A 26,722-nucleotide genomic window follows, 5' to 3' on the forward strand; every position below is an offset into this window, starting at 1 on the left:
AGTGAGACGATATGCAATGATGAGTCTACTTTTTTTATTCGTTCTCATCGGTTGTGCACCAGAAGAAACCGATTTGCTTGGCATCAAGCAACCGGACGACGAAAAAATCACGAAGGCGACGGTCGAACGCGTCATCGATGGGGATACGTTAAAAGTGAAGTTGGCGGATGGGAAAACGGAGGACGTTCGTCTACTCCTTGTCGATACACCAGAAACCGTCAAACCGGATACACCGGTTCAACCGTATGGAACGGAAGCTTCAGCGTTTACGAAAGAGACCTTACCGAGCGGGACAGCAATTCGGTTGGAGCGTGATCATTCCCGGACCGATCGATACGGAAGATTACTCGCATACGTCTGGTACGGCGATAAGATGTTGAATCAGGAGTTACTCCGAAAAGGACTCGCACGTGTAGCATTCGTCTATGAGCCGGACACACGTTATGTCGATATGTTCGAACAGATCGAACAGGGAGCCAAGCAGGCGAAGAAAAAGATTTGGGAGCACGATGGCTACGTCACGAATCGTGGCTTCGACGCTCAAGCGATTACAGAAACGAAATCCTGCGAAATCAAAGGCAACATCAATCGGTCGGGTAAAAAAATCTACCATGTACCGGGAGGTCAGTCCTACGATGAAGTGAAGCCAGAGCAACAGTTTTGTACGGAAAAAGAAGCAGAAGAAGCCGGATTTGTCCGCGCTGCACGCTAATGAATGCACACAAAAAGCCATCGGAATCGATGGCTTTTTGTTTACTCTACAGGTGGTGAGGGGGATTGATACTGCTGTACTTTATCATCTTCATCAAAGGAAATCGTGACATCGGTGATTCCTTTAAGAATTCGGATTTGAAGTTCAAGCCGGTCCTTGATGTCGTCCGCTTGGGCAATCGTTAAGTTAGGATCCACTTCAATCTCTGTCTCGACATGGAAGTGATCCCCTTCCTTAATGACTTCAAGCTTTTCAATATCACGAACCGCTTCATCACGTAATAGGATTTCACCGATTTTAGCAGTCAGTACTTCATCAATCTCACCGAGCGCACCGGCAGCATTTTGAATAAAGACATTATAGACGACGTAGAACATCATCAGACCAATCAAAATCGATGCAATGCCCTCTGCTTGATAAAACGATGTGTAATGCGAAATCAGAACGGCAATGATCGCGATGATACCACCGAGAGTCGCAACAAGATCTTCCATGAAGACAAGACGTGTAGCTGGTTTTGCCTGCCCAAGATGGGTGAAGCTTTGACCAACTAGTGTCAGCCCTCTAGACTTAAGCCCGGTTTCATGAGCAATCTCGATCATCGCTTTATAAAAGACGCCGACTTCGAGGACAACACCAATTCCAAGTGCCGTCAAAATGATCCAAAGCCCAGTCGTCTCTTCGCCAGGACCATGTGTGATATGCAAGATTCCTTCACGAATCGTCTCATACGCAAGCAACGCAACGACGATGATTGCAGCAAGTAACACGAGGTTAACAAGGCGACCGAATCCGTTCGGGAATCGCTTCGTTGGTGCTTTTTTACTTAGAGCAGAACCGATATAGACGAAAAATTGATTCGCCGCGTCACCGATCGTATGCATCATTTCAGCAAACATTGCAACGTTCCCAGTCAAGATATAAGCGACGAACTTGATGATAGCAATGATCGTGTTGACGATTGCAGCAGCAAGTGCTGACTTATTGCCGCGACGGATCAATGAGAAAAAAGTGGCCATGAGCGGTTCTCTCCTTGTCTATTCAAAATAGGTTAACCGCGTCCTGCTTGGAACGATGGATAAAGTGTCATTCCGCCGTCCGCAAAGAGTGTGATACCAGTGACATAACTCGCTTCGTCCGACGCAAGCCATGCGGCAACGGCTGAAATTTCCTCAGGTTTTCCGATATTGCCCATTGGAATCATACTCTCGACTTCTTTTCGTTGTTCCGGATCTTCGAATTTTTCAGCGTTGATCGGTGTATTAATCGCACCAGGTCCAATCGCATTGACCCGAATTCCTTTTGGTGCATATTCCATCGCAAGGGTTTGTGTCATTAATTTAACGCCACCTTTACTTGCAGCGTAGTGGACGAACGTTGGCCATGGAATGATTTCATGAACACTCGACATGTTGATGATGCTACCTTTAACATCGTGTTCGACGAAGTACTTCAGAGCTTCACGCGCACCGAGGAATGCACCTGTTAAGTTGACGTCGATGACTTTTTGCCAGTCTTCGAGTGACATCTCATGGGAGGCTGAAGGCATTTCAATCCCTGCGTTGTTGACGAAAACATCCAACTGACCAAAGTGAGCGACAGTCTCTTTGACAAGGTTGATCATATCGTCTTCTTTCGAGACATCTCCTTGAATTGTAATAGCTTCGCCGCCTTTATCTTGAATCGATTCAGCGATTTTCTTCGCTTCTTCCGGATGACTGCGATAGTTGATGACGACACGCATACCTTCCTCTGCATAACGGCGAACGATGGCTTCACCGATTCCCATTGATCCACCTGTTACGATGGCTACTTTTCCCTTTAAACTTTCATACATGATGCTTCACTCCTTCATTATTGTTTCGTAAATCCAATCATGATCCCGCCAGCAACGACTAAAATACAACCGATGATGACGAATGTCATTTCTTTCTTTGTCTTCGTTTCTTTTAGTAAGAGTACGCCACCAATCGTTGAGATGACGACCCCTGTTTGAGATAAGGAGAAGCTCGTTGCGACCCCGACTTTTGCTGTGGCAAACAGTAAAGCGACGTTCCCGACAGCCCACATGAGTCCACCGATAGTATTGCCGGCTGTTTTTTTCGTGAAGAGATCTCCTTCTCGTAAAGAAAGAAGAATGGCACTCACGACCATCCCGACAGCTTGTGGTAAGACAGCTTCCCAACCGTTGATATCGAACCAACGGGCAATGACGACGTAGCCAACATATCCGACAGTAGAGATGAGGAGGAGCGTCAGTCCTTTTCCGATATTCTCATCTTGTTTACTCTTATCTTCCTTGTAAGATGTGAAAGCTGCTCCGGCAATGATCAATACAAGGGCACTGATTCCGAGAATCAACGCAGTTGTCGTTGACCACTCTCCAAAAGCGAGAACACCAAACAACGATGTTCCGACGAGTTGCATCCCTGTTGAGATTGGCATCGTCTTTGATACACCCATTTGACGGAATGCGGCAAATTGATTTTTTTGACCGAGCGCCCAGAATGCACCAGAAAAGAATCCGGCAACCCAAGCAGTCGTCGACATCTCTGGGCTGACAAAAAAGAAGGTGACGATCGCGAAAAGCAATGCACCCAGAGTCGTACCGATAATTTGTTGCGCCGTTGAACCTCCGATTTTCGAGACGACGAGCGGCAACGATCCCCACATTAATGCAGGAACGATGGCAATTAAAATATCAATCAAGTGTTTCACCTCTCCTTACTGTTATCTCTCTACTTGAAGCTGTACCCCACGAGACGCGAGGAAAAACCTCGAAGCGCGAAGAGGAATTATTCTGAAATAAAAAAAACGTCCACCGAAGTGGACGCATATTGTCGTTCTATTTAACGGAACGGTTTAACGGAACGGTTCATCGGCGATCCGGACAATTTGTCGTCCGATCCGTCGACCATTCCATAAAGCGATGACGGCGATCGTCAAGGAAATGCCCATGACGTCGTACTGCGTAAAATAATAGCCGAGATAACTAAAAGGCAGACTGATGATCCCGACGAGTGAACTCGTCCACTGCCGGATTTTGAGTGACTCGATGTTCGCGACACGAGAGAACTTTTGTTGCTCCATGATCCGCCAACGTGTCGGTTCGCTTAAGGCATCGTTAACAAGACGCGGGAAGGCGAGCAATCGCGCACCGTAAGATCCGGCAATCTGGAGATAACGATTTTGGTTTTTTCCTTCGTCATCGAGCCAACGTCGAACCATGGGTTTGGCTAATTCGAGCAGGTTGATTTGCGGTGAAAGAATCTGAAGAATCCCAAGAATCGTCGAGGCAGCACGACCGAAGAAAGCAAACTCGGCAGGTAGCTGAATCGGTTCGTTTCGGACGAGTAATTCGATATCGGATAAGACCTTCTCAATCAGTTTCGTATCGACGTTTTCCATATCACTCTCGAGATAGAACGTGACCGCTTTTTCAATCGCTTGTCGGATGTTTTGCTTATTCGCATTCGGCAACAGGAATCGTAAATCCTCGAGACCATCGACGATTGCATCATAATCTAATGTGACGAAGGATTGGAGGATTCGTTGAATCGCTCGCATGTCATCGGGCGTCGTCGCTCCAATCATCCCAAAATCAAGCAAGACGATTTTGCCGTTGGACTGAACGAGGACGTTGCCCGGGTGTGGGTCGGCGTGAAATTTCCCGCCGAACAGTAGTTGTTCACCAGCGTTCAAGAATAGATTACGTGCCAGTTCGTCACGATTAATCTGATGTTCCGCTAAATAATCGAGATCGGTGATACGTGTCCCGTCAATCCATTCCATGACGAGAACACGATTCGTACAATGTTCTTCATAATAGCTCGGGATATAGATGACAGGATTCGTCTCATACATCTTTTTAAAGTAGAGACCATTTTTTAATTCAGTTCGGTAATTCAATTCATCACCGATGACGAAGACCATTTGGCGATATAGACTTTGTAAATCAGTCGATTTGTTTAACGAAGTCCGGCGTAACATGGCGATGACGATGCGCATGGCACGGAAATCGGTTTTGATGATTTGTTCGATGTTCGGTCGCTGAACTTTGATTGCGACTTTTTTACCGTTTGATTTTAAGGTTCCGCTGTACACCTCACCAATCGAGGCAGAAGCGACAGGACGGGGACTGATGTCCGAGATGATCTCTTCAATCGGCATACCCCAATCCTCTTCGATGATCTTACGTGACTCTCCAAGTTTACTTGAAGGAACTTTATCGACCAGTTCGGTCAGTTCCATCAAAACGGATGGCGGAAACAGATCGGCTCGAATCGATAAGAACTGACCGAGCTTGATCAATAATCCTTCTAACCGTAATGCTTTTTTCTTATAGTCACGCGCAATCCGGATCATGATGCGCTCAAACTCTTCGTTGTTCGTACCTGGCCGGTTTTTCCGGGTGAATCGATAGATCGTAAAGATGTAACGTGCGAACATCGTCACGATGACGACGATGCGATAAAGCGCCCAACGTTTCATACGGTCACCTAGCTTCCTGTACAGTTTGTTTCAGTATAGGTTACTTTACCTAAAAACGTCACTCGCAAACGGTCGAAACGGTGACAGAAAATTAATGCTTTACGGAAACTAAAAAGAGAGTATAGTAAGTATTGGAATTTCTTTGTAGAAAGGTGAAATGTGCGCATGTCCTGGGACTTATTGAATATCATCGGCACGGTCGCTTTTGCGATGAGTGGAGCAATCGTCGCGATGGAAGAAAAATATGATTTATTCGGTGTCTGGTTACTTGCTTTGATCACAGCATTCGGCGGTGGTGCCATTCGTAATTTACTGATTGGTGTACCGGTATCTGCTCTCTGGTCACAAGGTGGTCTCTTTTTAGTCGCGATTCTCGTTGCGTTGTTGATCTTCATGTTACCCCAGTTGTTCTTGCCGCACTGGACACGTTGGGGCGTCCTTGCGGATGCGCTCGGGTTGTCTGCGTTTGCGATTCAAGGTGCCTTGATGGCGACAGCAAAAGGACTGCCGTTGTCAGCGACGATTTCAGCTGCTGTACTGACTGGTGTTGGTGGTGGAGTGATTCGCGATTTACTCGCTGGTCGGAAACCACTCGTCTTGCATAAAGAGATCTATGCGATGTGGGCCGTCATGGCAGCACTTGTGATTGATCGTTTCCAATTGACGAATCCTCTACATTTGTTCACATTGCTCGGACTCATCACCGTTTTACGTATGCTATCGTATTATTATGAATGGAATTTACCAGCACGACGGTTAGGGGGAGAATAAGCATGAAAGTTTTCATTATGATTGGCGCGATCTCGATGATGTTATCGGTCGCACTAGGTGCATTCGGTGCACACGCCTTAAAAGATATGTTGACGGAACGGATGCTCGCGAACTGGCAGACAGGCGTACTTTACCAGATGGTACACTCGCTCGGTATCCTAGCACTCGGGGGACTCTTATTAAAAGCATCGATCCCGCAATGGTCATTAGCTGCATGGCTGATGCTTGCTGGAATCGTCTTCTTCTCGGGTAGTCTGTACGTCATGGCATTGACGAATGTAACGAAACTGGGTGCCATCACACCAATCGGTGGCGTCTTGTTCATCGCAGCATGGATCTTTGTCGCAATTGGTGCCTACAAAGGACTATGAGGATTGACCGTTTTTCTTCCGTTATGGAGAAGAACGGTCTTTTTTTTGTATGAAAAACGCCTACTCGCGATGGAGTAGGCGTAAGTATCAAAACGAGTTCATCGTTTTGTCGTTTGTGTTTTGTTTAGCTTCGATAATGCTTGCTCATAGCGATCCAGTACGCGATCTGCAACCGGTTTCAGCTCTTTTGAAAGCACAGCGAATTGCAATTCACGCGATCGTGTCGATCGGTTCATAGCATTCCCCATGGTAATTCCTCCTTACGTAATCAACCTACTATTTTATAGCCTGTTTTGTAGACGCAAGGAGTATATTCCCATGAGATATTTCAATCAAACGTCATTCAACACATTAAAGTGCAAAATGAGTACTTAATTGTTCACTTTCGAGACGGTTCCCGATGAAGAACTCACCAAACTCACCGTACTTCGCGCTGACTTCGTCAAAACGCATTTCATAGACGATTTTCTTGAACTGGAGAATGTCGTCTGAGAAGAGCGTGACGCCCCATTCCCAATCGTCAAATCCAGTTGATCCACCGATGATTTGCTGAATTTTCCCAGCATAACTCCGACCGATCATACCGTGACGATACATGAGCTCTTTACGTTTCTCCATTGAGAGCGTGTACCAGTTGTCGCCATCGCGACGCGACTTGCTCATCGGGTAGAAGCAGATGTGCTTCGCTTGCGGCAAGATTGGATAGAGACGATCACGCACGTAAGGGTTCTCGTATGGGTTTCCTTCGCCTGAACCACGGTACGTACCGAGTTCGACGACAGAAACGTAAGAATACGTCGGGATCAAGTAATCATAGAGATCGAGTTTTTGCATTTTGACTTCGACGTCTTGGATTTGTTCCATCGTTGGACGAAGAACCATCAAGACGAGATCGGCTTTTTGACCGATGATCGTGTAAAGTGCATGGCTTCCGTCTTTTGTCGCTTCGACACCAGAAAGCTCTGAGAGGAAGGCTTGGAACTCTTCAATCATGCGCGCGCGTTCTGTCGCGTCGACTTGTTTCAAGCGTGACCAATCGATCCGGCGGAAATCATGTAATGTATACCAGCCGTCGAGTGTTTCAGCGGCTTGTTGCGTAGCAGTCGGTTCAGATGTTTGGTGTTGCATGGGATGACCTCCTGAGTCTGAAATAAATTGTCTTTTTCCATATCTTATCTTATCACATTCTACTGAAACTCTTCGCCCGAAAAGGTCTTTGTCCATGAGATCGTAACACATGAAAAAAGCAGAGAGTGGGTAAAAGGGGAAGTGGAGATTACGTTGCTTGGAAATAGTCTCTGTACCATTCTTGAAAATGACTGTAATAGTCGGTGAATATGGCTTCAGTGCTTTTGTTAGATAACTTTTTTGCAAATTGTTTTAACAACGATTGAGAACTGTGTATAATAAACGATGGAAAAGAAAATGGATCAAATCGACGACGTCGTGTTTACCTAAAAAGGAGAGAAACTCATGCAATTATTCGATATGTTAGAACAAAAGATTAAAGCGCACCAACCGAAAATCGTCTTCCCAGAAGGAATTGACGCGCGTGTTCTTGGCGCAGCTGTCCGTTTGAAGAAAGACGGTCTCGTCACACCGATCGTCATCGGACCACGTGTACAAATCGAAGAAACAGCAGCAGCGAACGGAATCGATGTCACGGGACTTGATACGATCGATCCTGCTTCTTATGCTGGAATTGATGAGCTCGTCGCATCGTTCGTTGAGCGTCGTAAAGGGAAAGCAACAGAAGAGCAAGCACGTGCTGTCATCTTAAAAGACGTGAACACGTTCGGTACGATGCTCGTTCACACAGGACAAGCAGAAGGTCTTGTATCGGGTGCGATGCACGCAACAGGCGATACAGTTCGTCCAGCACTTCAAATCATCAAAATGCAAGAAGGCTATAAAAAAACATCAGGCGTCTTCATCATGGTACGTGACGATGAGCAATACGTCTTCGCAGACTGCGCAATCAACATCGCACCAGATGCGAACGATCTAGCAGAGAACGCGATCGCATCTGCGAAAACAGCGAAAACATTCGGGATCGATCCGAAAGTGGCATTGCTCAGCTTCTCAACAAAAGGTTCAGCAAAATCACCAGAGACAGAGCGTGTCGTTGAAGCAACTCGCATTGCTAAAGAACGTGCACCAGAACTTGCGATCGATGGCGAACTCCAATTCGATGCAGCATTCGTTCCAAGCGTCGCGAAATCAAAAGCACCAGAATCAGATGTCGCCGGTCAAGCGAACGTCTTCATCTTCCCAAGTCTTGAAGCTGGAAACATTGGCTACAAAATCGCACAACGTCTTGGTGGATTCGAAGCAATCGGTCCGATCCTTCAAGGGTTGAACAAACCGGTCAACGATCTTTCACGCGGTTGTAACGAAGAGGATGTCTACAAACTCGCGATCATCACGGCAGCGCAAGCAGTCGAAGAACGCCAAGCCTAAGCATGGTGTGAAAAAGTCTTTACTTTTTCGCTAAACCCCGTACAATGGTACACATCACGAAAATCACGAAACGTAAACGTATAGCAACGCTCGTATAATAGTGGGAATTGGCCCACGAGTCTCTACCGGATCGCCGTAACGGTCCGACTACGGGTGGTGAGTTACTGCTCTCTTTTTTGGCGTACAGTGGCTGCCCCCGGGTAGCGGCTGTACGTTTTTTCGTTTTTAAAGAGGAGAATGCATGTATGAAACGTCTACACGACATGATTAATCAAGAGGGAATCGTATTATCGGATCAAGTATTGAAAGTGGATGCCTTTTTAAACCACCAGGTCGACCCGACCTTGATGTGGGAAATCGCCTATGAGTTCATGGATCGCTTCCAAGATGCCGGTATCACGCGGATTTTGACGATCGAAGCAGGTGGTATTGCCCCGGCAATGATGACGGCGCTCCGTTTAGGGGTACCAATGGTCTATGCCCGTAAGACGAAATCCGTCACCTTGAATGAAGGAACGATTTCAGCTGAAGTCTTCTCGTTTACGAAACAACAGACGAGTACGATTACGGTTGCAGAAAAATACCTACAACCGGGTGAACGAGTTCTGATCATCGACGATTTCCTCGCGAACGGAGAAGCGGCATTTGGTCTCGCTCGCCTCGTTGAGCAGGCAGGTGCGGAAGTTGCTGGTTTTGGAATCGTCATTGAAAAGTCGTTCCAACCGGGACGTCAAAAGTTAATCGAAGCCGGGTTCCGCGTCGAGTCACTCGCTCGTGTGGAGTCATTGAAGGATGGAAAAGCGACGTTCGTTGACTCGGTGACCGTATGAGACTATCGAACTTCAAAGCCGCTAGTCTCGGACTTCAGCATGTGCTTGCGATGTACACAGGAGCAGCTGTAGTTCCGCTGATCGTCGGGAGTGCGATCGGATTGTCGGGAGAAGAACTTGCTTATTTAGTGGCGATTGATCTCTTCATGTGTGGCGTAGCGACCTTACTACAAGTGCTCGTCACGAAATATACAGGCGTCGGTCTTCCTGTCGTCCTCGGTTGTACCTTCACCGCAGTCGGTCCGATGATCGCGATCGGTAGTCTTCAAGGGATTACGGCGATTTATGGTGCTTTAATTGCGAGTGGGTTGATCATTCTCGTCATCTCAGGCTGGTTTAGTAAGATTGCAGTCCTGTTCCCGCCAGTCGTCCTTGGTTCTGTCGTGACGATCATTGGGATTTCCTTGATTCCGGCTGCAATCAACGATATCGGGGGCGGACAAGGGGTGAAGGACTTTGGTGACGCACGTTATCTTGGACTCGCCGGACTAACGATCGTCTTGATTTTAATCTTGAATCGCTACGGCACGGTCTTTTCAAAAGCAGCAGCCGTCTTGATTGCTGTGATGATCAGTACACTCGTTGCGTTTGGCATGGGGATGATCGACTTCAGTCCGGTGGCGGAAGCGTCATGGTTCCAAATGGTGACGCCGTTCTACTTCGGTGTTCCGACATTCAATGCGACGGCGATCTTGACGATGACGCTGGTTGGTCTCGTCTCGATGGTCGAATCGACAGGTGTGTTCTTGACACTTGGTGAGATCACGGATCGCCGTTTGACGGATAAAGACCTAGCACGTGGCTACCGGGCAGAGGGTGTCGCGACGATCGTTGGCGGTATCTTTAATAGTTTCCCGTATACGACCTATAGCCAAAACGTCGGTCTAGTTCAGTTGACTGGCGTGAAGACACGTAAAGTCATTCTGTTTGCGGGCGGATTTTTAATCTTGCTCGGCTTCTTACCAAAAGTGGCGACGTTCACGACGTTGATTCCAAAACCTGTCCTAGGTGGGGCGATGTTGATCATGTTCGGAATGGTCGCAGCGAGCGGGATTCGTATTCTGTCGCGGGTCGATTTCTCGAAGAATGAACACGTCATCACGGTGGCACTTGCCCTCGGAATTGGTCTAGGAATCAGTATGAATCCTGAGATCGTAGCCGGTCTCCCGTCACAAATCCGTGTCTTGACGGATAGCCCGATCGTCGCAGGGTCACTAACGGCATTATTGCTAAATGGAATCTTCCGATTGACGAGTAAGTCGGAGTCACCGGATGTACCACTTGCTAAAGTTGAATAACAATTGTAACTTTCAGAAAGGAGCCATCCTGTATACTACATAGTAGCAGGAGGTTCCTTTTTTTATACCGCTAACGTAATCAGAATATTCCGAGTATGTGGATTTGGTAAGAAATATACATTGAAAACGTTTACAAAATCGACACATCTTCTTTATACTGACAACGTAGCGGTACGGGGAACTGCTAAGAAACAAACAGAGACGGGAAGGACGTCGTAAAAATGAAACAACAGACAGAGTTGAATCGGGGACTGGAAGAACGTCATATTACACTGATGTCGCTGGGGGCGGCAATCGGTGTCGGACTCTTCCTAGGGTCAGCAAAAGCGATCCAATTAGCAGGACCAGGGATCTTACTTGGTTATCTGATTGGTGGTGTCATCATTTTCATTATCATGCGAGCACTTGGGGAGCTTGCAGTGCGGGAGCCGGTGGCTGGTAGTTTTGCGGAGTATGCCCGGAAGTATGTCAGTCCATTAGCTGGCTTTTTAACAGGTTGGAATTATTGGTTACTCTGGATTTTTACGTGTATGGCGGAAATCACAGCAGTCGGTATTTACATGAAAGTATGGTTCCCGGATTCTCAGGGGTGGGTATGGGCACTAGCAGCACTTGTCTTGATGACAAGCATCAACTTCATTGCTGTTAAATTTTATGGTGAATTCGAATTTTGGTTTGCGTTGATTAAAATCGTCGCGATCGTCGCCATGATCATCTTAGGGACCTTGACGATTGTCATTGGTCTTGGAAACGGCGGCACACCGGTTGGGATTTCGAACCTGTGGTCACATGGTGGATTCTTACCGAACGGATTCGGTGGAGTACTCCTTGCCATGCAGATGGTCATGTTTGCGTTCTTAGGAATTGAAGTGATTGGGGTCACAGCAGGGGAAGCGAAGAATCCGAAGAAAACGATTCGAAAAGCCGTCAATAACGTCTTCCTTCGGATCTTAGTATTCTATATCGGAGCGCTCTTCGTCATTTTATCGATTTATCCGTGGGATCAAGTCGGTGCGAACAATAGTAGTCCTTTCGTATTACTATTTCAATCGCTAGGTATTCCGGCAGCAGCCGGCATCATCAACTTCGTTGTCTTAACGGCAGCACTTTCGTCATGTAACTCGGGTATCTTCTCAACAGCCCGGATGATGATGAACTTATCCGAGAACAGTGAAGCACCACGTCGTTTCTCGAAAATCTCGAAAAACGGTGTTCCAGCACTGGCGACGATTCTTTCAGGTGTCGCCTTGCTCGTCGGTGTCGCTTTGAACTACTTCTTACCGGAAGATGTTTTTGCAATCGTTACGAGTATCGCAACGTTCGGTGCCGTCTGGACGTGGGCAATGATTCTGATCGCACAAATGCGGGCGCGGAAGGTACATGGTTCAGCAGAATTTGCTGTTCCGTTCTTCCCGGTTGCCAACTATATCGCCCTTGCGGCACTTGCTGGTGTCATCGTCTTGATGGCATTTGACGCAAGTACACGCATCGCTCTGGTCGTTGGACCACTGTGGTACGCGATTTTGATTGCCGTCTATTATGCACGGGGAATGCATAAGGAAACACGTCAATCGACGCGTCGAGCATCAGGAGAATAATGAGATGGGCGGATCCGCAAACGGGTCCGCTTTTTCATCACTTCGTATCAAACGGTTTCGTTTTGTTTTGATGATGAATTTGCTACACTTACGGCAGAACCATACAGGAGGTCATACGAAATGAAAACGATTCATGTAGACGAGTTACAAGAGCGATTAGAGGCAGGCGAGGCGTTACACGTCGTTGATGTCCGGGAGCAGGATGAATACGATGCAGGACATATTCCGAACGTCCGCTTCCTTCCGATGTCTGAAATCGGTGAACGCTATACGGAGCTGCAAGAAGGTGAAACCTACTACTTAATCTGTAAAGCGGGCGCGCGAAGCGAAAACGTCGGTCGTTTCCTCGAGCAATATGGATACGACATCGTCAACGTCGAAGGCGGCATGATGAACTGGAAGGGCGATCAAGAAGCATAAGAGGAAGCGTTACCAAGGAAGACGACTCCATGAGAGTCGTCTTTTTTTCATGTGAATCAATGAACGATTATCGATTTCTCTATGAACATTTTTCGTTATTCTTCCGATAAAGAAGGTAGAATAGCGGGTCCTTGCACTCGAGAATGGAGTGACACATGGAACAAAAGATCAAACGAACGATGAGTATCAAACAAAAATTAATTCTGACATCGATTCTATTATTAGTAATTCCAGCGCTCGTGATCGGATTCGTCGCCTACAATCAGGCGAAACAATCGATGACGGAGCAAATTCTACAATCGGCACATGGTGGAGTCGATCGAATGAACGATGAGATTCAGAATATCATTGATCCGATGCGACGCGATGTCGCCTTTTTTGCGGACCGAATTGACGGGACGCTCTATCAAAAAGGAAAACAAAATGCAGCGTTGAAGGAAAAAATGACGGAATATCTCGACATGCATCCGCAAGCGGCGAACATCTATTTCGCGACGACAGAAGGGGATATGAACATTTTCCCGGAACAAGTCATGCCCGAGGATTATGACCCACGTGAGCGCTCGTGGTACCAATCGGCTGAAGCAGCCGGTGGAAAAGTCGTCATCACCGATCCTTACGTCGATGCTGCCTCGAACAAGATGATGGTGACATTGTCACAAACGACCGGAAACGGAAGAGGTGTCGTGGCGATTGATGTCGATGTCGACCGCATCGCGGAAATCGCGAAAAAGATTAAAATTGGTAAAGAGGGTTATGTGACGATTCTCGATTCGAATAAGAAGTTCGTTACGCACCCGACGCTAAAACCAGGTGAAAAGGCAACAGGGAACTGGGTTGCGCCACTCTACGATGACCCAGCCGGACAATTTTCGTATGAATTCGAAAATGAAGGTAAACAGATGGACTTCATGACGAACGATTTAACGAAGTGGAAGGTTGCCGGAACCCTGTACGATCATGAAATCACCGATGCGACGTCGAGTATTCTGTGGACAACGCTTGCTGTCATCGGCGGAATGTTACTCGTCGCAGCCGTCTTCATTTACTTCATCCTTCGCTCGATCTTACGCCCACTCGGTCATTTGACACGTGGGGCAGAACGGATTCAATCTGGTGATTTGACGGAACCCGTCATCGTTGAATCAAACGATGAGGTCGGACAGGTCGCGCAAAGCTTTAACGTCATGGTCGATTCACTCCGCTCGATCATCATCAATCTCGACCAGTCGATCACACAAGTGGCTGGCTCGTCGCAGGAATTAATGGCGAACTCTGCCCAGACGACGTCCGCATCGGAACAAATTGCGGGATCGATTCAACAGGTCGCAGCAGGGGCGGATCAATCGAAACGTCAACTCGATGCAAATGCTGTTTCGCTCCAGTCGATTACAGCGGGCATCATGCGAATTGCTGAGAGCTCAACCGATGTGTCAGAGCTATCACGTTCAACGGCAACAGAAGCCGAGAACGGAACGGTTGCTGTACTACAGAACGTCCAGCAGATGAAAGAAATCGATGCCTCCGTTCAAAACTTCGGTGGTGTCATCAGCTCACTCGCACATCGTTCGAATGAAATCGGGAAAATCGTCGATGTCATCAACGGCATTGCCGAACAAACGAATTTATTGGCACTGAACGCGGCGATTGAAGCAGCACGGGCAGGCGAAAACGGAAAAGGGTTCGCCGTCGTCGCAAGTGAAGTGCGTAAACTAGCAGAGCAGTCACAGGATTCAACGAAGCAGATTGCACAGCTGATTCAAAACATCAAGCAGGAGACAGATCAGTCAGTCACGATGATGAAAGAAGTATCAGGACAGACGAAAGCCGGTTTATCGACGACAGAAGCATCAGCAGAACGATTCCAGAAGATTCTCGAACGGACGCAAGAGATGACACCGCGGATTGAAGATGTGACGGCAACTGTCGAGGAAATCGCAGCGAACGTTCAAGAGGTTTCTGCCTCTGCAACCGAAATCGCACATATCGCGCAAGAGAATTCATCGGCGTCGAAACAAGTCGCAGCGACGACAGAAGAACAGTTGAGTGCGATGGAAGAGATTTCGCAATCAGCCAAAGCATTATCCGATATGGCGGAAGAATTACAGGTGCTCGTTGCCCGTTTCCGTGTTTAAGCCATCGATTATAAAAAGCAAGGAAGCTAGTCTTCCTTGCTTTTTTCGTCTGTCACCATTCTGTGACGAACTGAACAAATAGCTTGGAATCCTTGTGAATCCGGGCTTGAGATGGTACTAAATCGGGAATTTAATAAATATCTAAACACTTCGAAGGAGGTGGGTGCGATGAAGCAGTTACGCAAGATGAGAGAGTGGAGTGAAGCGGGGCTTTTGGACGAAGCAACCGTCAAACGAATCATCGATTATGAGAACAATCGTAAGGAAAAACAACGTCTACCGCTCTTGTTGATTGTAGGGGGTACGTTCGTCGTATTGGCTGTGTTCAGCTTTTTAGCCGCTAACTGGCAAGTCATGCCGATCGGATGGAAAATCGGACTTGTCGTAGCACTCATGTGGAGCTGTTACGTCATGGCGGATCTTTCGGAACGTCGGAGTATGTTGCATCCGATTGTCTTCCGAATCGGTGGAATCCTAGCGTTTGGCGCCTCGATTCTCGTCGTTGTTCAAAGTTTCCACTTGCCGATGGAAGGATCATTACTCGGATGGTGTGTGTTTGTCGCCGCGTTAGCGCACTATGTGCTTTGGCGTCATGAAGCATACGGTGTCGTCGCCTTCCTTTCCGGATGGACGATCTTTACGAGTCTCGGTGGTTTTGGTCAGGAGCAGGCGAGTTATCTCGACTGGACATCGTTCGGTCTGATGGTCGTGCTGTCGTTCAGTTGGTTTTACTTCAGCCAACGTCTGCCATCGCTTTTGTTTAGCTGGCTGTTTCTCTTCTTCAGTGGTCTCTCCTTGTTTCTCCTTGTATCATATGACGGATTCCTGTGGCCGGTCTGGACGCTATTTTTACTCGTTCCAGTTCTCTGGCTTGTTCGTGAGGAGTCCAATCGTCGGATCGTCGAAATGGTCTATCTGGTCGTTGCTGCCATCAGTTCGATCGTCTATCTGTCTGTACGTGCGGAATCAAATGCCGCATTACCATCTATGACAGAAGCGATTCTGCTAGCTATCGTATCCATTGGGTTAGGAATTTTCCTCTATCAAAAACGTCGCTCCTTATTGTTTATCGTTCCGCTTGGATTCGTTGGAGTCCTGTGGCTTGATGAACAGGCCATTCTACTCGCCATCCTCGTTGAACTATCCGCGCTACTGTATCTGTTGTATCAAGAACGTCGTCATGCGGTCGTCTGGCCAGCCTTCCTCTATTTCATTCTCGTTCAACTCGCGATATACGTCATCTATGCGTGGGATCGTTTGAACATGTCTTTGTTTTTCCTCATCGGTGCGCTCCTCATCTTCCTATTGTCCGGTGTCTTATGGTGGTTACGCCGTAGAGGAGGTGCGACGTCATGAAGCGCTATTTAATGCCCGTATTGCAGACGTGCGCCGTTGGTCTGTTGATCGTCAGCTTTTTTGCGACCTCCTGGTTCGGAACATCGTACCGTTTTCGGGCAGAGCCGTTTGATCCGTTTGATCCCGTTTACGGTGAATACGTGATGCTTCAGTATCCGGATTTAAAACCAGGTCCGACGATTCAAAATGGGCGTGTTTATGTCAGCTTCAAGACAGATGCTTCTGGTTATGCTCAAATCGACCGGATTTCGAATGAACGATTCTTCGGAAGTGTTGCTGGCGACTATTACGATCAATACGTGTCGATTCCACAGTTGACGCAGTATTATGTCGAACAGGGAAGCGGAAAACAATATGAAAAAGCAAAAGCACTGGAAGTCCGTGCGGATGTGTCACCATGGGGAACGATCCGGACGACGAATTTAAAAATTTCTGAGTAAAAAACCTTGCTTCAGGAATGAAACGGTTGCACTATTAATTTAAATTTTCAGACAACTAAATCTGCATGCGTAGACGGGAAGAGTAAAGTGATCAGAAATCGATAGAGAGTCTCTGTTGCTGGAAATGAGACGATTTCGTCATTTGAAGATGGTCCCGGAGCAGTCGGAAGAACGTGAACCGTGTTCATCAGTAGAACCGACCGGTAGGACGGATACCGTTAGCATTCCAGGGAGTCTCGTACTCCTAGAGGTGGCTGAACGTGAGTTGAGCCATGAACGAAGGTGGTACCACGTGAATAGACATCACGTCCTGAGAGATAAGGGCGTGGTGTCTTTTTTGTGGAGACGTTCCCGCAGGAGGAGGATGACGAGATGGCAGAAGCATTGGTATTGCAATCAGACTTTGGCGTGAGTGACGGGGCGGTGAGTGCGATGTATGGGGTTGCGCATAGCATCAATCCAGAGATTCGGATTTTTGATTTGACGCACGACATTCCGCCCTTCCACATTTGGGAAGCGTCCTATCGGTTACTGCAGACGGTGCCGTACTGGACGGAGCAAACGGTGTTCGTTTCTGTCGTTGATCCAGGTGTTGGATCAAGTCGAAAGAGTGTCGTCGCGCGGACGCATGCGAATCAATACATCATCACACCGGATAACGGGACGTTGACGCATCTTTGGCAAGCCGGATACATTGCTGAAGTGAGGCAACTCGATGATCGACGGCATCGCTTACCGCGGATGGGTGAATCGTATACGTTTCACGGACGAGATATCTTTGCCTTCACGGGTGCTCGGTTATCGAGCCATGTCATCACATTCGAGGAAGTAGGACCCGTTTTACCTGCTTCGGACATCGTCTTGCTCGACCGGACAGTTGCCTCGTCATCGGATATCGGTGTTACTGGTATCGTCGAGATTCTCGATGTTCGCTTCGGAAATGTCTGGACGAACATTCCGGTCGCTCTCGTCCGTCAGGCGGGTCTCGATATCGGTAGCCAGGTCAAGGTAACGATTTCGTACCGAGAACGGATCGTCTATGAACAGACACTACTCTTTGGTCATTCGTTCGCCGATGTGCCAGTTGGTTCAGGCGTCGTCTATATCAATTCGCTGGATCAGATTGCTCTTGCCTTGAATCAAGGTTCGTTTGCGCATGCATTTGAGGTTGGGATCGGAAATGATTGGAGTGTTACCTTACAACAAATCAAAGGAGGAGATCGAACATGAAAGGATTTACGACAAAACAGATCGTCGCAACCGGGATCGGAGCAGCAGTATTCATCATTTTAAGTCGATTCGCTGTGATTCCGACAGGCGTACCGAACACGTCAATTGAGACATCCTATGCATTTCTCGCATTCATGGCAGTTTTGTTCGGACCAGTCACAGCCGGTTTGATCGGTCTGATCGGTCATGGATTAAAAGATGCGATTTTATATGGGTCCCCGTGGTGGAGCTGGGTCATCGTATCCGGGTTCGTCGGTTTTGGCATCGGATTGATCGCTAACCGGATTCGTCTAGAAGAAGGCGGATTGACGACACGTAAAATCGTCTTATTCAATGTCACACAAGCCATCGTGCAAGCGATCGGTTGGATCATCATTGCACCGGTACTCGATATCTTAATTTACACGGAGCCAGCGAACAAAGTCTTCGTCCAAGGGGCTGTCGCTGCGACATCGAACATCTTGACAGTCGGTGTCATTGGAACGTTGTTGCTCGTCACCTATGCGAAAACAAGAAGTAAAGCAGGCAGCTTGAAACGCGAAGCTTGACCGAATGAGCTATGATCCTGTGCGAAGAGACGGCAGGATCATAGCTCATTTAGCTTGGGGGGAGAAGGATATGACAAACGTAATCGAATTTCAGGATTTTTCATTTACATATCGGAGTCAGTCGGAACCGACACTCCGGCAGATTCAATTAACGATTCAAGCAGGCGAACGCATCTTAATCGTTGGACCGTCGGGTTCAGGAAAAAGTACGCTCGCCCAGTGCATCAATGGGTTGATTCCGTTCTCGTACCCTGGAACGTGGGAAGGACAGGTCCTGATCAAAGGGCAGGATGCCCGGGAGTTATCGTTATTTGATCGTTCGCTGCATATTGGAACGGTGTTACAGGATCCAGATGCGCAGTTCGTTGGTTTATCGGTTGGCGAAGACATCGCCTTTGCGCTCGAAAATAAACAGACTGGGCGACCGGAAATGCAGGAGATCGTCGAACGCGTCGCACGGATGACGGATGTCGAGATGCTCTTGCAAGCACGATTGAATGATCTATCAGGAGGACAACGACAACGGGCGGCATTAGCCGGAGTCCTCGTCGAAGATGCGGACATCTTACTGTTTGATGAGCCGCTCGCGAATCTCGATCCGGTAGCGGGACAAGAAGCGATGGCGCTTATGGATCGACTGCAACGTGATACGAACCGCACATTGATTGTCGTCGAACATCGCATCGAGGATGTTCTGGTTATACCGTTTGACCGCATCATCGTCATGGTCGATGGGGAAATCATTGCCGATGACCATCCGGATGTCATCTTAAGCAATGGTGTGCTTCAACAAGCGATTTTACGTGAACCCCTTTATGTCAGTGCCGCGCGCTGGGCTGGGCTTGCCGTTCAACCTTCAGACCAGCCGAGTCGCATCGATACCTTTTTAAAGCAGTTCAATCAGACGGCCGTGTTGGAGCGTTTAGAGGAAGCGCCTCAAAAAGAGACTGCAACCTCTACTGCATGGCTCGAACTTGAACAGTTGGCGTTTCATTATCGCCAAGGAACGCCGGTGCTTGAGAATGTGACAGCCTCTTTTCAAAAGGGAACGCTGACGACGATCGTCGGTCAGAATGGTGCCGGGAAATCCACGCTTGCGAAAGTGTTGAGTGGTTACCAACGGACGACAGGTGGTCGGATCCTACTTGACGGAACCGACATCACGAACCAATCGATCGCAGAGCGGGCGGGGGCGATCGGATTCGTTCTGCAAAATCCGAATCATATGATTTCGAAGCACCTCGTGCAGGAGGAAATCCGCTACGGGATGCTGGCGCTCGGATTAAGTGAGGCGGAAGAAAACGAGCGTCTCGAGCAGACATTACGTCGTTGCGGATTATATCCGTTTCGTAATTGGCCGATTCAAGCACTGAGTTTTGGTCAGAAGAAACGAGTGACGATTGCTTCGATTCTCGTTCGACGACCGGATATCTTGATTCTCGATGAACCAACAGCCGGTCAAGATTATCGGCATTATTCGGATATGATGGACTTTTTAGAAGGATTGAAGCAGGACGGAATGACGTTACTCATCATCACACATGATATGCACCTCGTCTTAGAATACAGCGATCAAGTCTGCCTCGTGCAAGCTGGGCGTATCCGTTATGCTGGAACATCATTTGGACTGCTGAATCAAGAACAATTGCTGCATCATGCCCATTTAAAACAAACATCGCTCTTTACGCTAGCGCAACACCTCGAAGTCGATCCGGAACGATTCGTCGAGTCCGTGATTACGGCGGAGCGAAAGGAGCGGGAACAATGGCTGTAGAAATGCTTGGCTATATTGAAAAAACGTCACCGATTCATCGATTGACGGGAACGACGAAACTGATCGGATTCTTATTATTTACGACAGCAACGATGTTCACCTATGATACACGTGTCTTACTTGTAATGGGGTTAGTCAGTATCGTGTTATTCCGTTTGTCGCGTATCCAGTTTCGGGAAGTCCGGTTCGTCTTGATCTTTACAGCGATTTTTGTCCTAATCAATGCGCTCGCTGTTTATCTGTTCGAACCAGAGCAGGGCGTAGCGATCTACGGGTCGCGTCACGTCTTACTTGAAGGAATCGGACGATTTACGGTGACCGCAGAACAATTATTTTATCTATTCAATTTAATCTTAAAATACAGTGTGATCGTTCCGATTGCTGTGTTGTTTCTCGTCACGACCCATCCGACGGAGTTCGCTTCTTCTTTGAATCGGATTGGTGTTCCGTATAAGATCGCATTTGCGGTCTCCTTAGCGCTCCGTTATATTCCGGACGTTCAATCTGATTTCCGGACGATCGCGAACGCTCAAGAAGCACGAGGGATTGCTGTCTCACACGGCTCCCTTTGGCAGCGGGCACGCAATAGCATCCAGATTTTACTTCCGTTGCTATTTACGAGTTTGGAGCGGATTGAGACCGTCAGCAATGCGATGGATCTCCGTGGATTCGGTGCCGGACGAAAGCGAACGTGGTACAACCAACAGACGATGACACGAATCGATTATGTCGCGATCGGCTGTGTGCTACTTTTGACGGTTTTGTCATTCGTCGTCACTTTCTATGATGGTAATCGCTTTTATAATCCGTTTTAAAAATGAGATACGAAAAAGGCAGTGGATGCGTCCACTGCCTTTTGTCATATGACCAATCCGCTTACGCAGATCGTTTTTGATTTTCCCAACGTGGTGAATTCAACAGTTCAATCCATTTCTTGACGGCTGAGATCGTGATGACGATCGCGAGCAGTCCCATCGTTACGGACAAGACCGTATTCAAGATGCTGAAACCTGGAGAATCGGGATTCGCATAGACGTTTGCGACCATCCAGATATCCGCGAACGTTACTGTGATCAGAAGATAGACGAGCGGGATGAACGTCGTCAGCGCATAGACTTTTTTATCGGCGATTTTCAAGATGATCGTCGTTCCGATGATCAAGCCGATTGAAGCCATCAGCTGATTCGATACCCCGAATAATGCCCAAATCGAACCGATGTCACCCGAAAACAGGAGATAGCCCCAGAAGAACGTCCCGAGTGCCGAAGCGAAGATCGCACCTGGAATCCAGTCGACACGTTTGAGTGGTTTGTAGAACTCCCCGAAGAAATCTTGAATCAAGTAACGGGCGACGCGTGTTCCTGCATCGATTGCGGTTAAGATGAAGACCGCTTCGAATAGAATGACGAATTGGAAGAAGAATCCGGCAATCTCTTTGAACCACGGGATGGCGCGGAAGATGAATGTCATACCGACGGCGAGTGAGACGGCACCACCTGTTCGACCTGCCAGATCGAGACCGATTTCACGGGATAAATCATCAAGATAGACCGTGCTCATACCAAGCTTCGCGAATACTTCTGGTGTTGAGTTGATGGCGAAGTAATCACCGACTTCAAGCGATGTCGCAGCGATCAACGCCATGACGGCAACAAGACATTCGACAAGCATGGCACCGAAGGCGACCGGTTTGATGTCACTCCACCGATTGATCATCTTCGGTGTCGTACCAGAACCAACGAAAGCGTGGAAACCAGAAATCGCACCACAGGCAATCGTGATCGAGATGAATGGCCAGACTGGACCAGCGATGATTGGACCACCGCCATCAACGAACTTCGTAAATGCCGGGAATCGAATGTCTGGGTTGATGATGAAGACACCAATGATCAAAGCAAGGAAGACACCGATTTTCATGAAACTCGATAGATAGTCGCGAGGTGCGAGTAAGAGCCACACTGGCAGTGCAGCAGCGAAGAATGCATAAATCGGTAAAGCAATCGCGAGTTGACGTGACGACAGATCGAACCAATCGCCGATGAATGTTTCCGTTAACTGAGGACCAAAACCAATCGCAGCTAGAATCAGTAAGAAACCAACTGTTGAAGCAAGTGCTAAGTTACCACCTTTACGTAAGTAAATCCCAACGAACATCGCAATCGGAATCGTCGAGAAGACAGCGAATGTACCCCATGGGTTATGTTCAAGGGCGTGTAAGACGACCATCGATAGACCAGCCATCGTGATTGTAATGATGAAAAGCATCGCCAGACCGGCACAAAAACCAGCGACGGGACCTAATTCTTTTTTAGCGACTTCAGAGAGCGATTGACCATCTTGGCGCATCGAAGCAAAAAGGACGACCATATCATGGACCGCTCCACCGATGACGGCACCGATTAAGAGCCACAGTAAGCCGGGGAGATATCCGAACTGTGCAGCAAGGACAGGTCCGACGAGTGGACCGGCTGCAGCGATTGCTGCGAAGTGGTGTCCGAACGAGACCCATTTATTCGTTGGAACGTAATCTTTTCCGTCCGCTAATTTATGAGCGGGCGTTTCGCGATCATCTTTGATTTTTAAGACTTTCGCAGCCATGAACGTACCGTAAAGGCGATACGCAATTAATAAGATACAGATGACAGCAATAACGATTGGAGTAGCGCTCATCTAAAATTCCTCCTCTTGAATGAACTATGATGGATTTAGTATACAAGTTATGGAAGCGCTTTCTTTGATTTTTAGATGAGTTGTCGGTTTCGTTCGATGAAAGGTTGAAAATGGACCTTGAATCACAAAAAAGAAGCGCTCAAATACCGAGCGCTTCTTTCAGTAGTTTGACATACGTCCGACTGACTGGCACATCAATCTGATGAATTTTTAAATTATAGGCTCCGTTGAACCAAGGTTCGATGGCATCGATTGCTGATAAGTTGACGAGGTATGAGCGGTGAACCCGTAAAAAGCGATGATCTTGAAGCTTTCGTTCAAGTTCGAGTAAGGTCTCGTTCGATGGATACGCATGGTGCTCTGTGACGATCTTCGTCTTTCCGTTCTCAGCGACGATATAATTGATATCTTGAGGAGACAATAATTTCAGTTGTTCGCCCGTCTCGACGGCTAAACGTTCAAGGCGAGGGGCTTTTTTCGGCAGCGGTCGCGCGACTTTTTCAATCGCACGGACAATCCGTGCCGGATCATATGGTTTCAAGATGTAGTCATAGGCATTGAGCTCAAACGCTTCAAGCGCATGAGCATCATACGCCGTCACAAACAAAAGAGCCGGAGGACGTGGCATCGACTTTAAGCGTTTAGCGACTTCAAGACCACTTCCGTCCGTCAGCTCGATATCGAGAAAGACTAAGTCGGGTTGAAGGGAGCGAACGAGTCGTTCGGCTTCCTCGACACTACCGGTTTCCCCGACGACTTCAAGACCGGCTGCGGTCACGTGATAACGGAGCTCGTCACGTGCGAGCGGTTCATCTTCAATCAACAAGGTGCGCATGCTGAATCTCCTTTCTGACTTCAATCGGGAGACGAATCGCGATCGTCGTGCCGTTTTGACCGTCACTCGTGATCGTAAACTGTCCCTTTTCACCATATAAACTTCGAATCCGTTCTGCCGTATTGAATAATGCGGTACCGGTGCCTGAGGACGGAACGACTTCTCGACCGAGACGGGCAAGGCGCGAGGCGTCAATCCCGCGTCCGTTGTCGACGACTTCGAGACACAGCTGGTCTGCCTCACACCATGCCGTCACCCCGACATATCCTGTCTGTTCAGAAGAAAACGCATGAAGGAACGCATTTTCGATCAATGGTTGTAAGATGAACGGTGGAACGAGTAAAGCCGTCGTCTCGTCTGCTAAATCGATATCGAGAAACGGGCGATTCGGAAAACGAGCGGCTTCAAGAGATGTGTATGCTTCAATGTGCTCGAGTTCCTTTTGGAGCGGAATTTTCGTCGATCGTGCGCCTTGGAGGTTACTGCGGAAGAACGTCGACAATTCGAGCAACAACGTGCGTGCTTGTTCGACATCCGTCCGGCACAGTGCATAAATCGTATTGATCGCATTAAACAGGAAGTGGGGATGAATTTGTGCTTCGAGTGCCCGGATCTCGGCATCCTTCAGTAAACCGGCTTGCCGCTCTGCGTTCCCGAGTGCTAGTTGTGTCGAGAACAGTTTCGCTAATCCTTCAATGAGTTCGACTTCGACGGCGTCGAGCAATTCGGCATGAGGATAATAGACTTTCAACGTCCCGATCGTCGTTTCCCCGACGATGAGCGGAGCGATGATGCCGGCTTGAAGCGGACAATCCGTTACGGGACAGCCGATATCGAGTCGTTCCGTCACAAGACGAACTTGTCCGTCTTGCAAGACATGCTCAGTCGGTTTCGTCGTCCAGTGACTCCCAGCTTGATGGTGGTCGCTCCCGATACCGATATGGGCCAGGATGATGGAACGATCCGTCAGTGAGACGGCTTCGGCTCGCGTTTGCTGCAACAGAATTTCCGCGACAGCTTCTGCCGTATGGATATGTAGACCACGCGTCAGATGCGGAAGCGTCAAATCGGCGATATGCAACGACCGTTCGGCTTCTCGTGCCCGAACCGTTTCCTCTTCTCGCGCAGCAAGGCGGATGATCGATAAGAACAACCAGACACCGAGGACGTTGATCAGTGTCATCGGTAAGAAGATGAACTGGACGAGTTCGACTGCCGCATCAAAGGGGCGGGCGAATAGTAAAATCAACGACATTTCAAACAGCATTAAAAAAGCAGTCAGACACACAGGCAATAATGCTTGGCTACTGAGACGGTCGCGCCAATAGGAGCGTAAGAGACCGCTGACACCACCGGCGATGACGGTCGAAAGCGCGCAAGCGAACGCTGTGAATCCGCCGAGGGAATACCGGTGAACCCCGACGATGAGTCCGGTCATCAATCCACCGAGCGGACCAGCGAGCAGTCCGCTGATGACGACGATCATCGTTCGTGTGTTTGCAATCGCTGATGTTCCGTCGACTTCTTCGAGCCAAGCATGGGGTAAGAATTCAGCTAAATCGACTTTGACCCCTGTATAGTTACTTAAAATGCCGTACGTCGCAAAAAACAGGACGAGAACACGGAATTGCCAGCCTGCTTCCGGTTGACGCAGTAGCCGTCGTGTCGGTCCCCACTGGGCGAGGATGAACGCTAAGATGATCATGATACCAAGTCGTTCGAGTAAAAAAGGAATCAATTCTAACATGTGCATTCCTCCATTCGAGTTAAGTGTAAACGCTCGCAAAACGGAGGGCAATGCCGGTATACAAAAAAAGCCGTACTCCCTCGGATTAAGAGGGAGTACGGCAGACTTACTTATTGTGCGTCTTTATCGAACGTGATCCGTGCGATCGCGTCGTGTTGGTGAATCGTTTCTTCGTTACGGCATTCGACGTAGAACGAAGCGATTGGATCCATTTCGTACAAATCAGCAGCAATCAAGCGAACCATATCTTCTACGAAACGTGGATTTTCGTATGCCATCTCTGTCACGCGCTTTTCATCGGGACGTTTGAGTACTGGGTGAAGTGGCGCTGAGGCATTGGATTCCGCAGCATCAAGCAATGATTGTTTCCAGTCAAAGTCTTCTGCTTCATCACGTAACGATGCTTCCATCGTGACGTAACCACGTTGGTTGTGAGCACTGTATTCGCTGATTTCTTTTGAACATGGGCAAAGTGTCGTGACGTTGATCGTCAAGCCGACAGACAACGTCGCTTCGTCCGTTTCCGTGTTGACGCTGACCGTTTGCCATACTTCGGCATTCATCAAGCCACTAAGACCTGTTGCAGGTGCTTTACGTGTGAAGAACCATGGATAACGGATCGTCAATTGACCTTCCGTTTGTTCCATGCGGTCTGCTAAATCACGCGCGAATTGAATGAGTGACTCGTTCGTGACCGTCCAACCTTCGTTGTGGTATTGATCAAGTTGCTCCGTTAAACGGCTCATGTTGATCCCTTTACGGTCTTGTACGAGTGATGTCGACAGTTCAAACGTCGCGACTGTCGCTTGTGTGTTGTCTCCGTCTTGGATGACGACAGGATGTTTGACGTTCGAGATTCCGACAGCATCTAGTGCGAACAGGAAGTTCTTCGGTGTATTTTGCAAGTCGACCATCTTATCTTTTTCAGTCGGTTTTGTTCCTTTGATCGGTGGTACCGAACCGAACAGCTTATGGCGCTCTTCTTTTGTTGGTAACGTAATCGGGTAGGTAGACATATTCATTGGCCCCTTTGTCC

25 protein-coding genes and 1 riboswitch are annotated in these 26,722 nt (G+C 48.2%); of the genes, 15 read left to right on the forward strand and 10 right to left on the reverse strand.

The genetic code is table 11. The annotated features are described in order from the left end of the window. Position 1: 1 nt before the first annotated feature. Positions 2–712 carry a thermonuclease family protein gene (locus ASF99_RS15585; protein ID WP_235515960.1) on the forward strand — a complete coding sequence of 237 codons (711 nt, stop codon included), beginning with the start codon at positions 2–4 and terminating at the stop codon, positions 710–712. Between the two features lie 41 nt (positions 713–753). Here the strand turns inward: ASF99_RS15585 and ASF99_RS15590 are convergent, their stop codons facing one another. The 4 genes from ASF99_RS15590 to ASF99_RS15605 all read right to left on the reverse strand — a co-directional run bounded on the left by ASF99_RS15590 (position 754) and on the right by ASF99_RS15605 (position 5,203). Next, complete coding sequence (locus tag ASF99_RS15590) at positions 754–1,731, reverse strand: cation diffusion facilitator family transporter (protein ID WP_023466748.1); 978 nt, start codon at positions 1,729–1,731, stop codon at positions 754–756. Between the two features lie 32 nt (positions 1,732–1,763). Next, entirely contained in the window at positions 1,764–2,549 is a 786-nt protein-coding gene (locus tag ASF99_RS15595; RefSeq protein WP_023466749.1) for an SDR family oxidoreductase, read from the reverse strand. Positions 2,550–2,566: 17 nt separating this feature from the next. Then, positions 2,567–3,418, reverse strand: a complete 852-nt coding sequence (locus ASF99_RS15600) for a GRP family sugar transporter (protein WP_200934669.1) — start codon at positions 3,416–3,418, stop codon at positions 2,567–2,569. A gap of 156 nt (positions 3,419–3,574) precedes the next feature. Further along, complete coding sequence (locus ASF99_RS15605; RefSeq protein ID WP_050677314.1) at positions 3,575–5,203, reverse strand: ABC1 kinase family protein; 1,629 nt, start codon at positions 5,201–5,203, stop codon at positions 3,575–3,577. 165 nt (positions 5,204–5,368) lie between these two features. On the opposite strand from ASF99_RS15605, the gene ASF99_RS15610 reads away from it, so the two are divergent. Together ASF99_RS15610 and ASF99_RS15615 are read left to right on the forward strand one after the other, a co-directional pair. Continuing rightward, a complete protein-coding gene (locus ASF99_RS15610) occupies positions 5,369–5,974 on the forward strand; it encodes a trimeric intracellular cation channel family protein (RefSeq protein WP_023466752.1) in 606 nt (201 codons plus the stop codon). A gap of 2 nt (positions 5,975–5,976) precedes the next feature. After that, the gene (locus ASF99_RS15615; RefSeq protein WP_023466753.1) at positions 5,977–6,345 is read left to right on the forward strand and encodes a DUF423 domain-containing protein; all 369 of its coding nucleotides are present in this window, start codon (positions 5,977–5,979) and stop codon (positions 6,343–6,345) included. A gap of 98 nt (positions 6,346–6,443) precedes the next feature. Here ASF99_RS15615 and ASF99_RS17490 read toward each other — a convergent pair whose 3' ends face one another. Continuing rightward, positions 6,444–6,593, reverse strand: a complete 150-nt coding sequence (locus ASF99_RS17490) for a hypothetical protein (RefSeq protein ID WP_023466754.1) — start codon at positions 6,591–6,593, stop codon at positions 6,444–6,446. A 103-nt stretch (positions 6,594–6,696) separates the two neighbouring features. Next, entirely contained in the window at positions 6,697–7,473 is a 777-nt protein-coding gene (gene hemQ, locus ASF99_RS15620) for a hydrogen peroxide-dependent heme synthase (RefSeq protein ID WP_055969914.1), read from the reverse strand. A 345-nt stretch (positions 7,474–7,818) separates the two neighbouring features. Between hemQ and pta the strand changes: the two genes are divergently transcribed. The 12 genes from pta to ASF99_RS15680 all read left to right on the forward strand — a co-directional run bounded on the left by pta (position 7,819) and on the right by ASF99_RS15680 (position 21,249). Then, positions 7,819–8,805 (forward strand): phosphate acetyltransferase, encoded by a 987-nt coding sequence (gene pta / locus ASF99_RS15625; RefSeq protein ID WP_055969917.1) that lies wholly within the window; start codon positions 7,819–7,821, stop codon positions 8,803–8,805. A gap of 70 nt (positions 8,806–8,875) precedes the next feature. Then, positions 8,876–8,975, forward strand: a riboswitch (purine riboswitch). Between the two features lie 75 nt (positions 8,976–9,050). After that, complete coding sequence (locus tag ASF99_RS15630; protein WP_023466757.1) at positions 9,051–9,635, forward strand: xanthine phosphoribosyltransferase; 585 nt, start codon at positions 9,051–9,053, stop codon at positions 9,633–9,635. Continuing rightward, entirely contained in the window at positions 9,632–10,933 is a 1,302-nt protein-coding gene (locus ASF99_RS15635; protein ID WP_055969920.1) for a nucleobase:cation symporter-2 family protein, read from the forward strand. The genes ASF99_RS15630 and ASF99_RS15635 overlap by 4 nt, the downstream gene beginning before the upstream one ends. Before the next feature lie 221 nt (positions 10,934–11,154). Next, on the forward strand, positions 11,155–12,531 hold the full coding sequence (locus tag ASF99_RS15640; protein WP_050677311.1) for an amino acid permease: 1,377 nt from the start codon (positions 11,155–11,157) through the stop codon (positions 12,529–12,531). A gap of 120 nt (positions 12,532–12,651) precedes the next feature. Next, positions 12,652–12,951 (forward strand): rhodanese-like domain-containing protein, encoded by a 300-nt coding sequence (locus ASF99_RS15645; RefSeq protein ID WP_023466762.1) that lies wholly within the window; start codon positions 12,652–12,654, stop codon positions 12,949–12,951. 155 nt (positions 12,952–13,106) lie between these two features. Then, a complete protein-coding gene (locus tag ASF99_RS15650) occupies positions 13,107–15,086 on the forward strand; it encodes a methyl-accepting chemotaxis protein (RefSeq protein WP_035399193.1) in 1,980 nt (659 codons plus the stop codon). Between the two features lie 168 nt (positions 15,087–15,254). Further along, positions 15,255–16,442 carry a DUF2157 domain-containing protein gene (locus ASF99_RS15655; protein ID WP_055969923.1) on the forward strand — a complete coding sequence of 396 codons (1,188 nt, stop codon included), beginning with the start codon at positions 15,255–15,257 and terminating at the stop codon, positions 16,440–16,442. After that, positions 16,439–16,882 (forward strand): GDYXXLXY domain-containing protein, encoded by a 444-nt coding sequence (locus tag ASF99_RS15660; RefSeq protein ID WP_047391952.1) that lies wholly within the window; start codon positions 16,439–16,441, stop codon positions 16,880–16,882. Before ASF99_RS15655 ends, ASF99_RS15660 begins: the two co-directional genes overlap by 4 nt. A 372-nt stretch (positions 16,883–17,254) precedes the next feature. Further along, entirely contained in the window at positions 17,255–18,112 is an 858-nt protein-coding gene (locus ASF99_RS15665; protein ID WP_055969926.1) for an SAM hydrolase/SAM-dependent halogenase family protein, read from the forward strand. Continuing rightward, positions 18,109–18,660 carry an ECF-type riboflavin transporter substrate-binding protein gene (locus ASF99_RS15670; RefSeq protein ID WP_023466768.1) on the forward strand — a complete coding sequence of 184 codons (552 nt, stop codon included), beginning with the start codon at positions 18,109–18,111 and terminating at the stop codon, positions 18,658–18,660. Before ASF99_RS15665 ends, ASF99_RS15670 begins: the two co-directional genes overlap by 4 nt. Before the next feature lie 70 nt (positions 18,661–18,730). After that, entirely contained in the window at positions 18,731–20,434 is a 1,704-nt protein-coding gene (locus ASF99_RS15675) for an ABC transporter ATP-binding protein (protein ID WP_055969929.1), read from the forward strand. Then, positions 20,425–21,249 carry an energy-coupling factor transporter transmembrane component T family protein gene (locus ASF99_RS15680; RefSeq protein ID WP_055969932.1) on the forward strand — a complete coding sequence of 275 codons (825 nt, stop codon included), beginning with the start codon at positions 20,425–20,427 and terminating at the stop codon, positions 21,247–21,249. Before ASF99_RS15675 ends, ASF99_RS15680 begins: the two co-directional genes overlap by 10 nt. A 61-nt stretch (positions 21,250–21,310) precedes the next feature. On the opposite strand, the gene ASF99_RS15685 is transcribed toward ASF99_RS15680, so the two are convergent. The 4 genes from ASF99_RS15685 to folE2 form a co-directional block, all read right to left on the reverse strand. After that, positions 21,311–23,104: a carbon starvation CstA family protein gene (locus ASF99_RS15685; protein WP_055969935.1), complete on the reverse strand. Its 1,794-nt coding sequence runs from the start codon at positions 23,102–23,104 to the stop codon at positions 21,311–21,313. Positions 23,105–23,243: 139 nt separating this feature from the next. Continuing rightward, the gene (locus ASF99_RS15690) at positions 23,244–23,939 is read right to left on the reverse strand and encodes a LytR/AlgR family response regulator transcription factor (protein ID WP_023466772.1); all 696 of its coding nucleotides are present in this window, start codon (positions 23,937–23,939) and stop codon (positions 23,244–23,246) included. Further along, the gene (locus tag ASF99_RS15695) at positions 23,920–25,686 is read right to left on the reverse strand and encodes a LytS/YhcK type 5TM receptor domain-containing protein (protein ID WP_023466773.1); all 1,767 of its coding nucleotides are present in this window, start codon (positions 25,684–25,686) and stop codon (positions 23,920–23,922) included. Before ASF99_RS15695 ends, ASF99_RS15690 begins: the two co-directional genes overlap by 20 nt. A 110-nt stretch (positions 25,687–25,796) precedes the next feature. Next, positions 25,797–26,702, reverse strand: coding sequence for a GTP cyclohydrolase FolE2 (gene folE2, locus ASF99_RS15700; RefSeq protein WP_035399184.1), 906 nt, complete (start codon positions 26,700–26,702; stop codon positions 25,797–25,799). Between the last annotated feature and the right edge of the window lie 20 nt (positions 26,703–26,722).

Source organism: Exiguobacterium sp. Leaf187 (assembly GCF_001423925.1).
Classification (GTDB): Bacteria; Bacillota; Bacilli; order Exiguobacteriales; family Exiguobacteriaceae; genus Exiguobacterium_A; species Exiguobacterium_A indicum.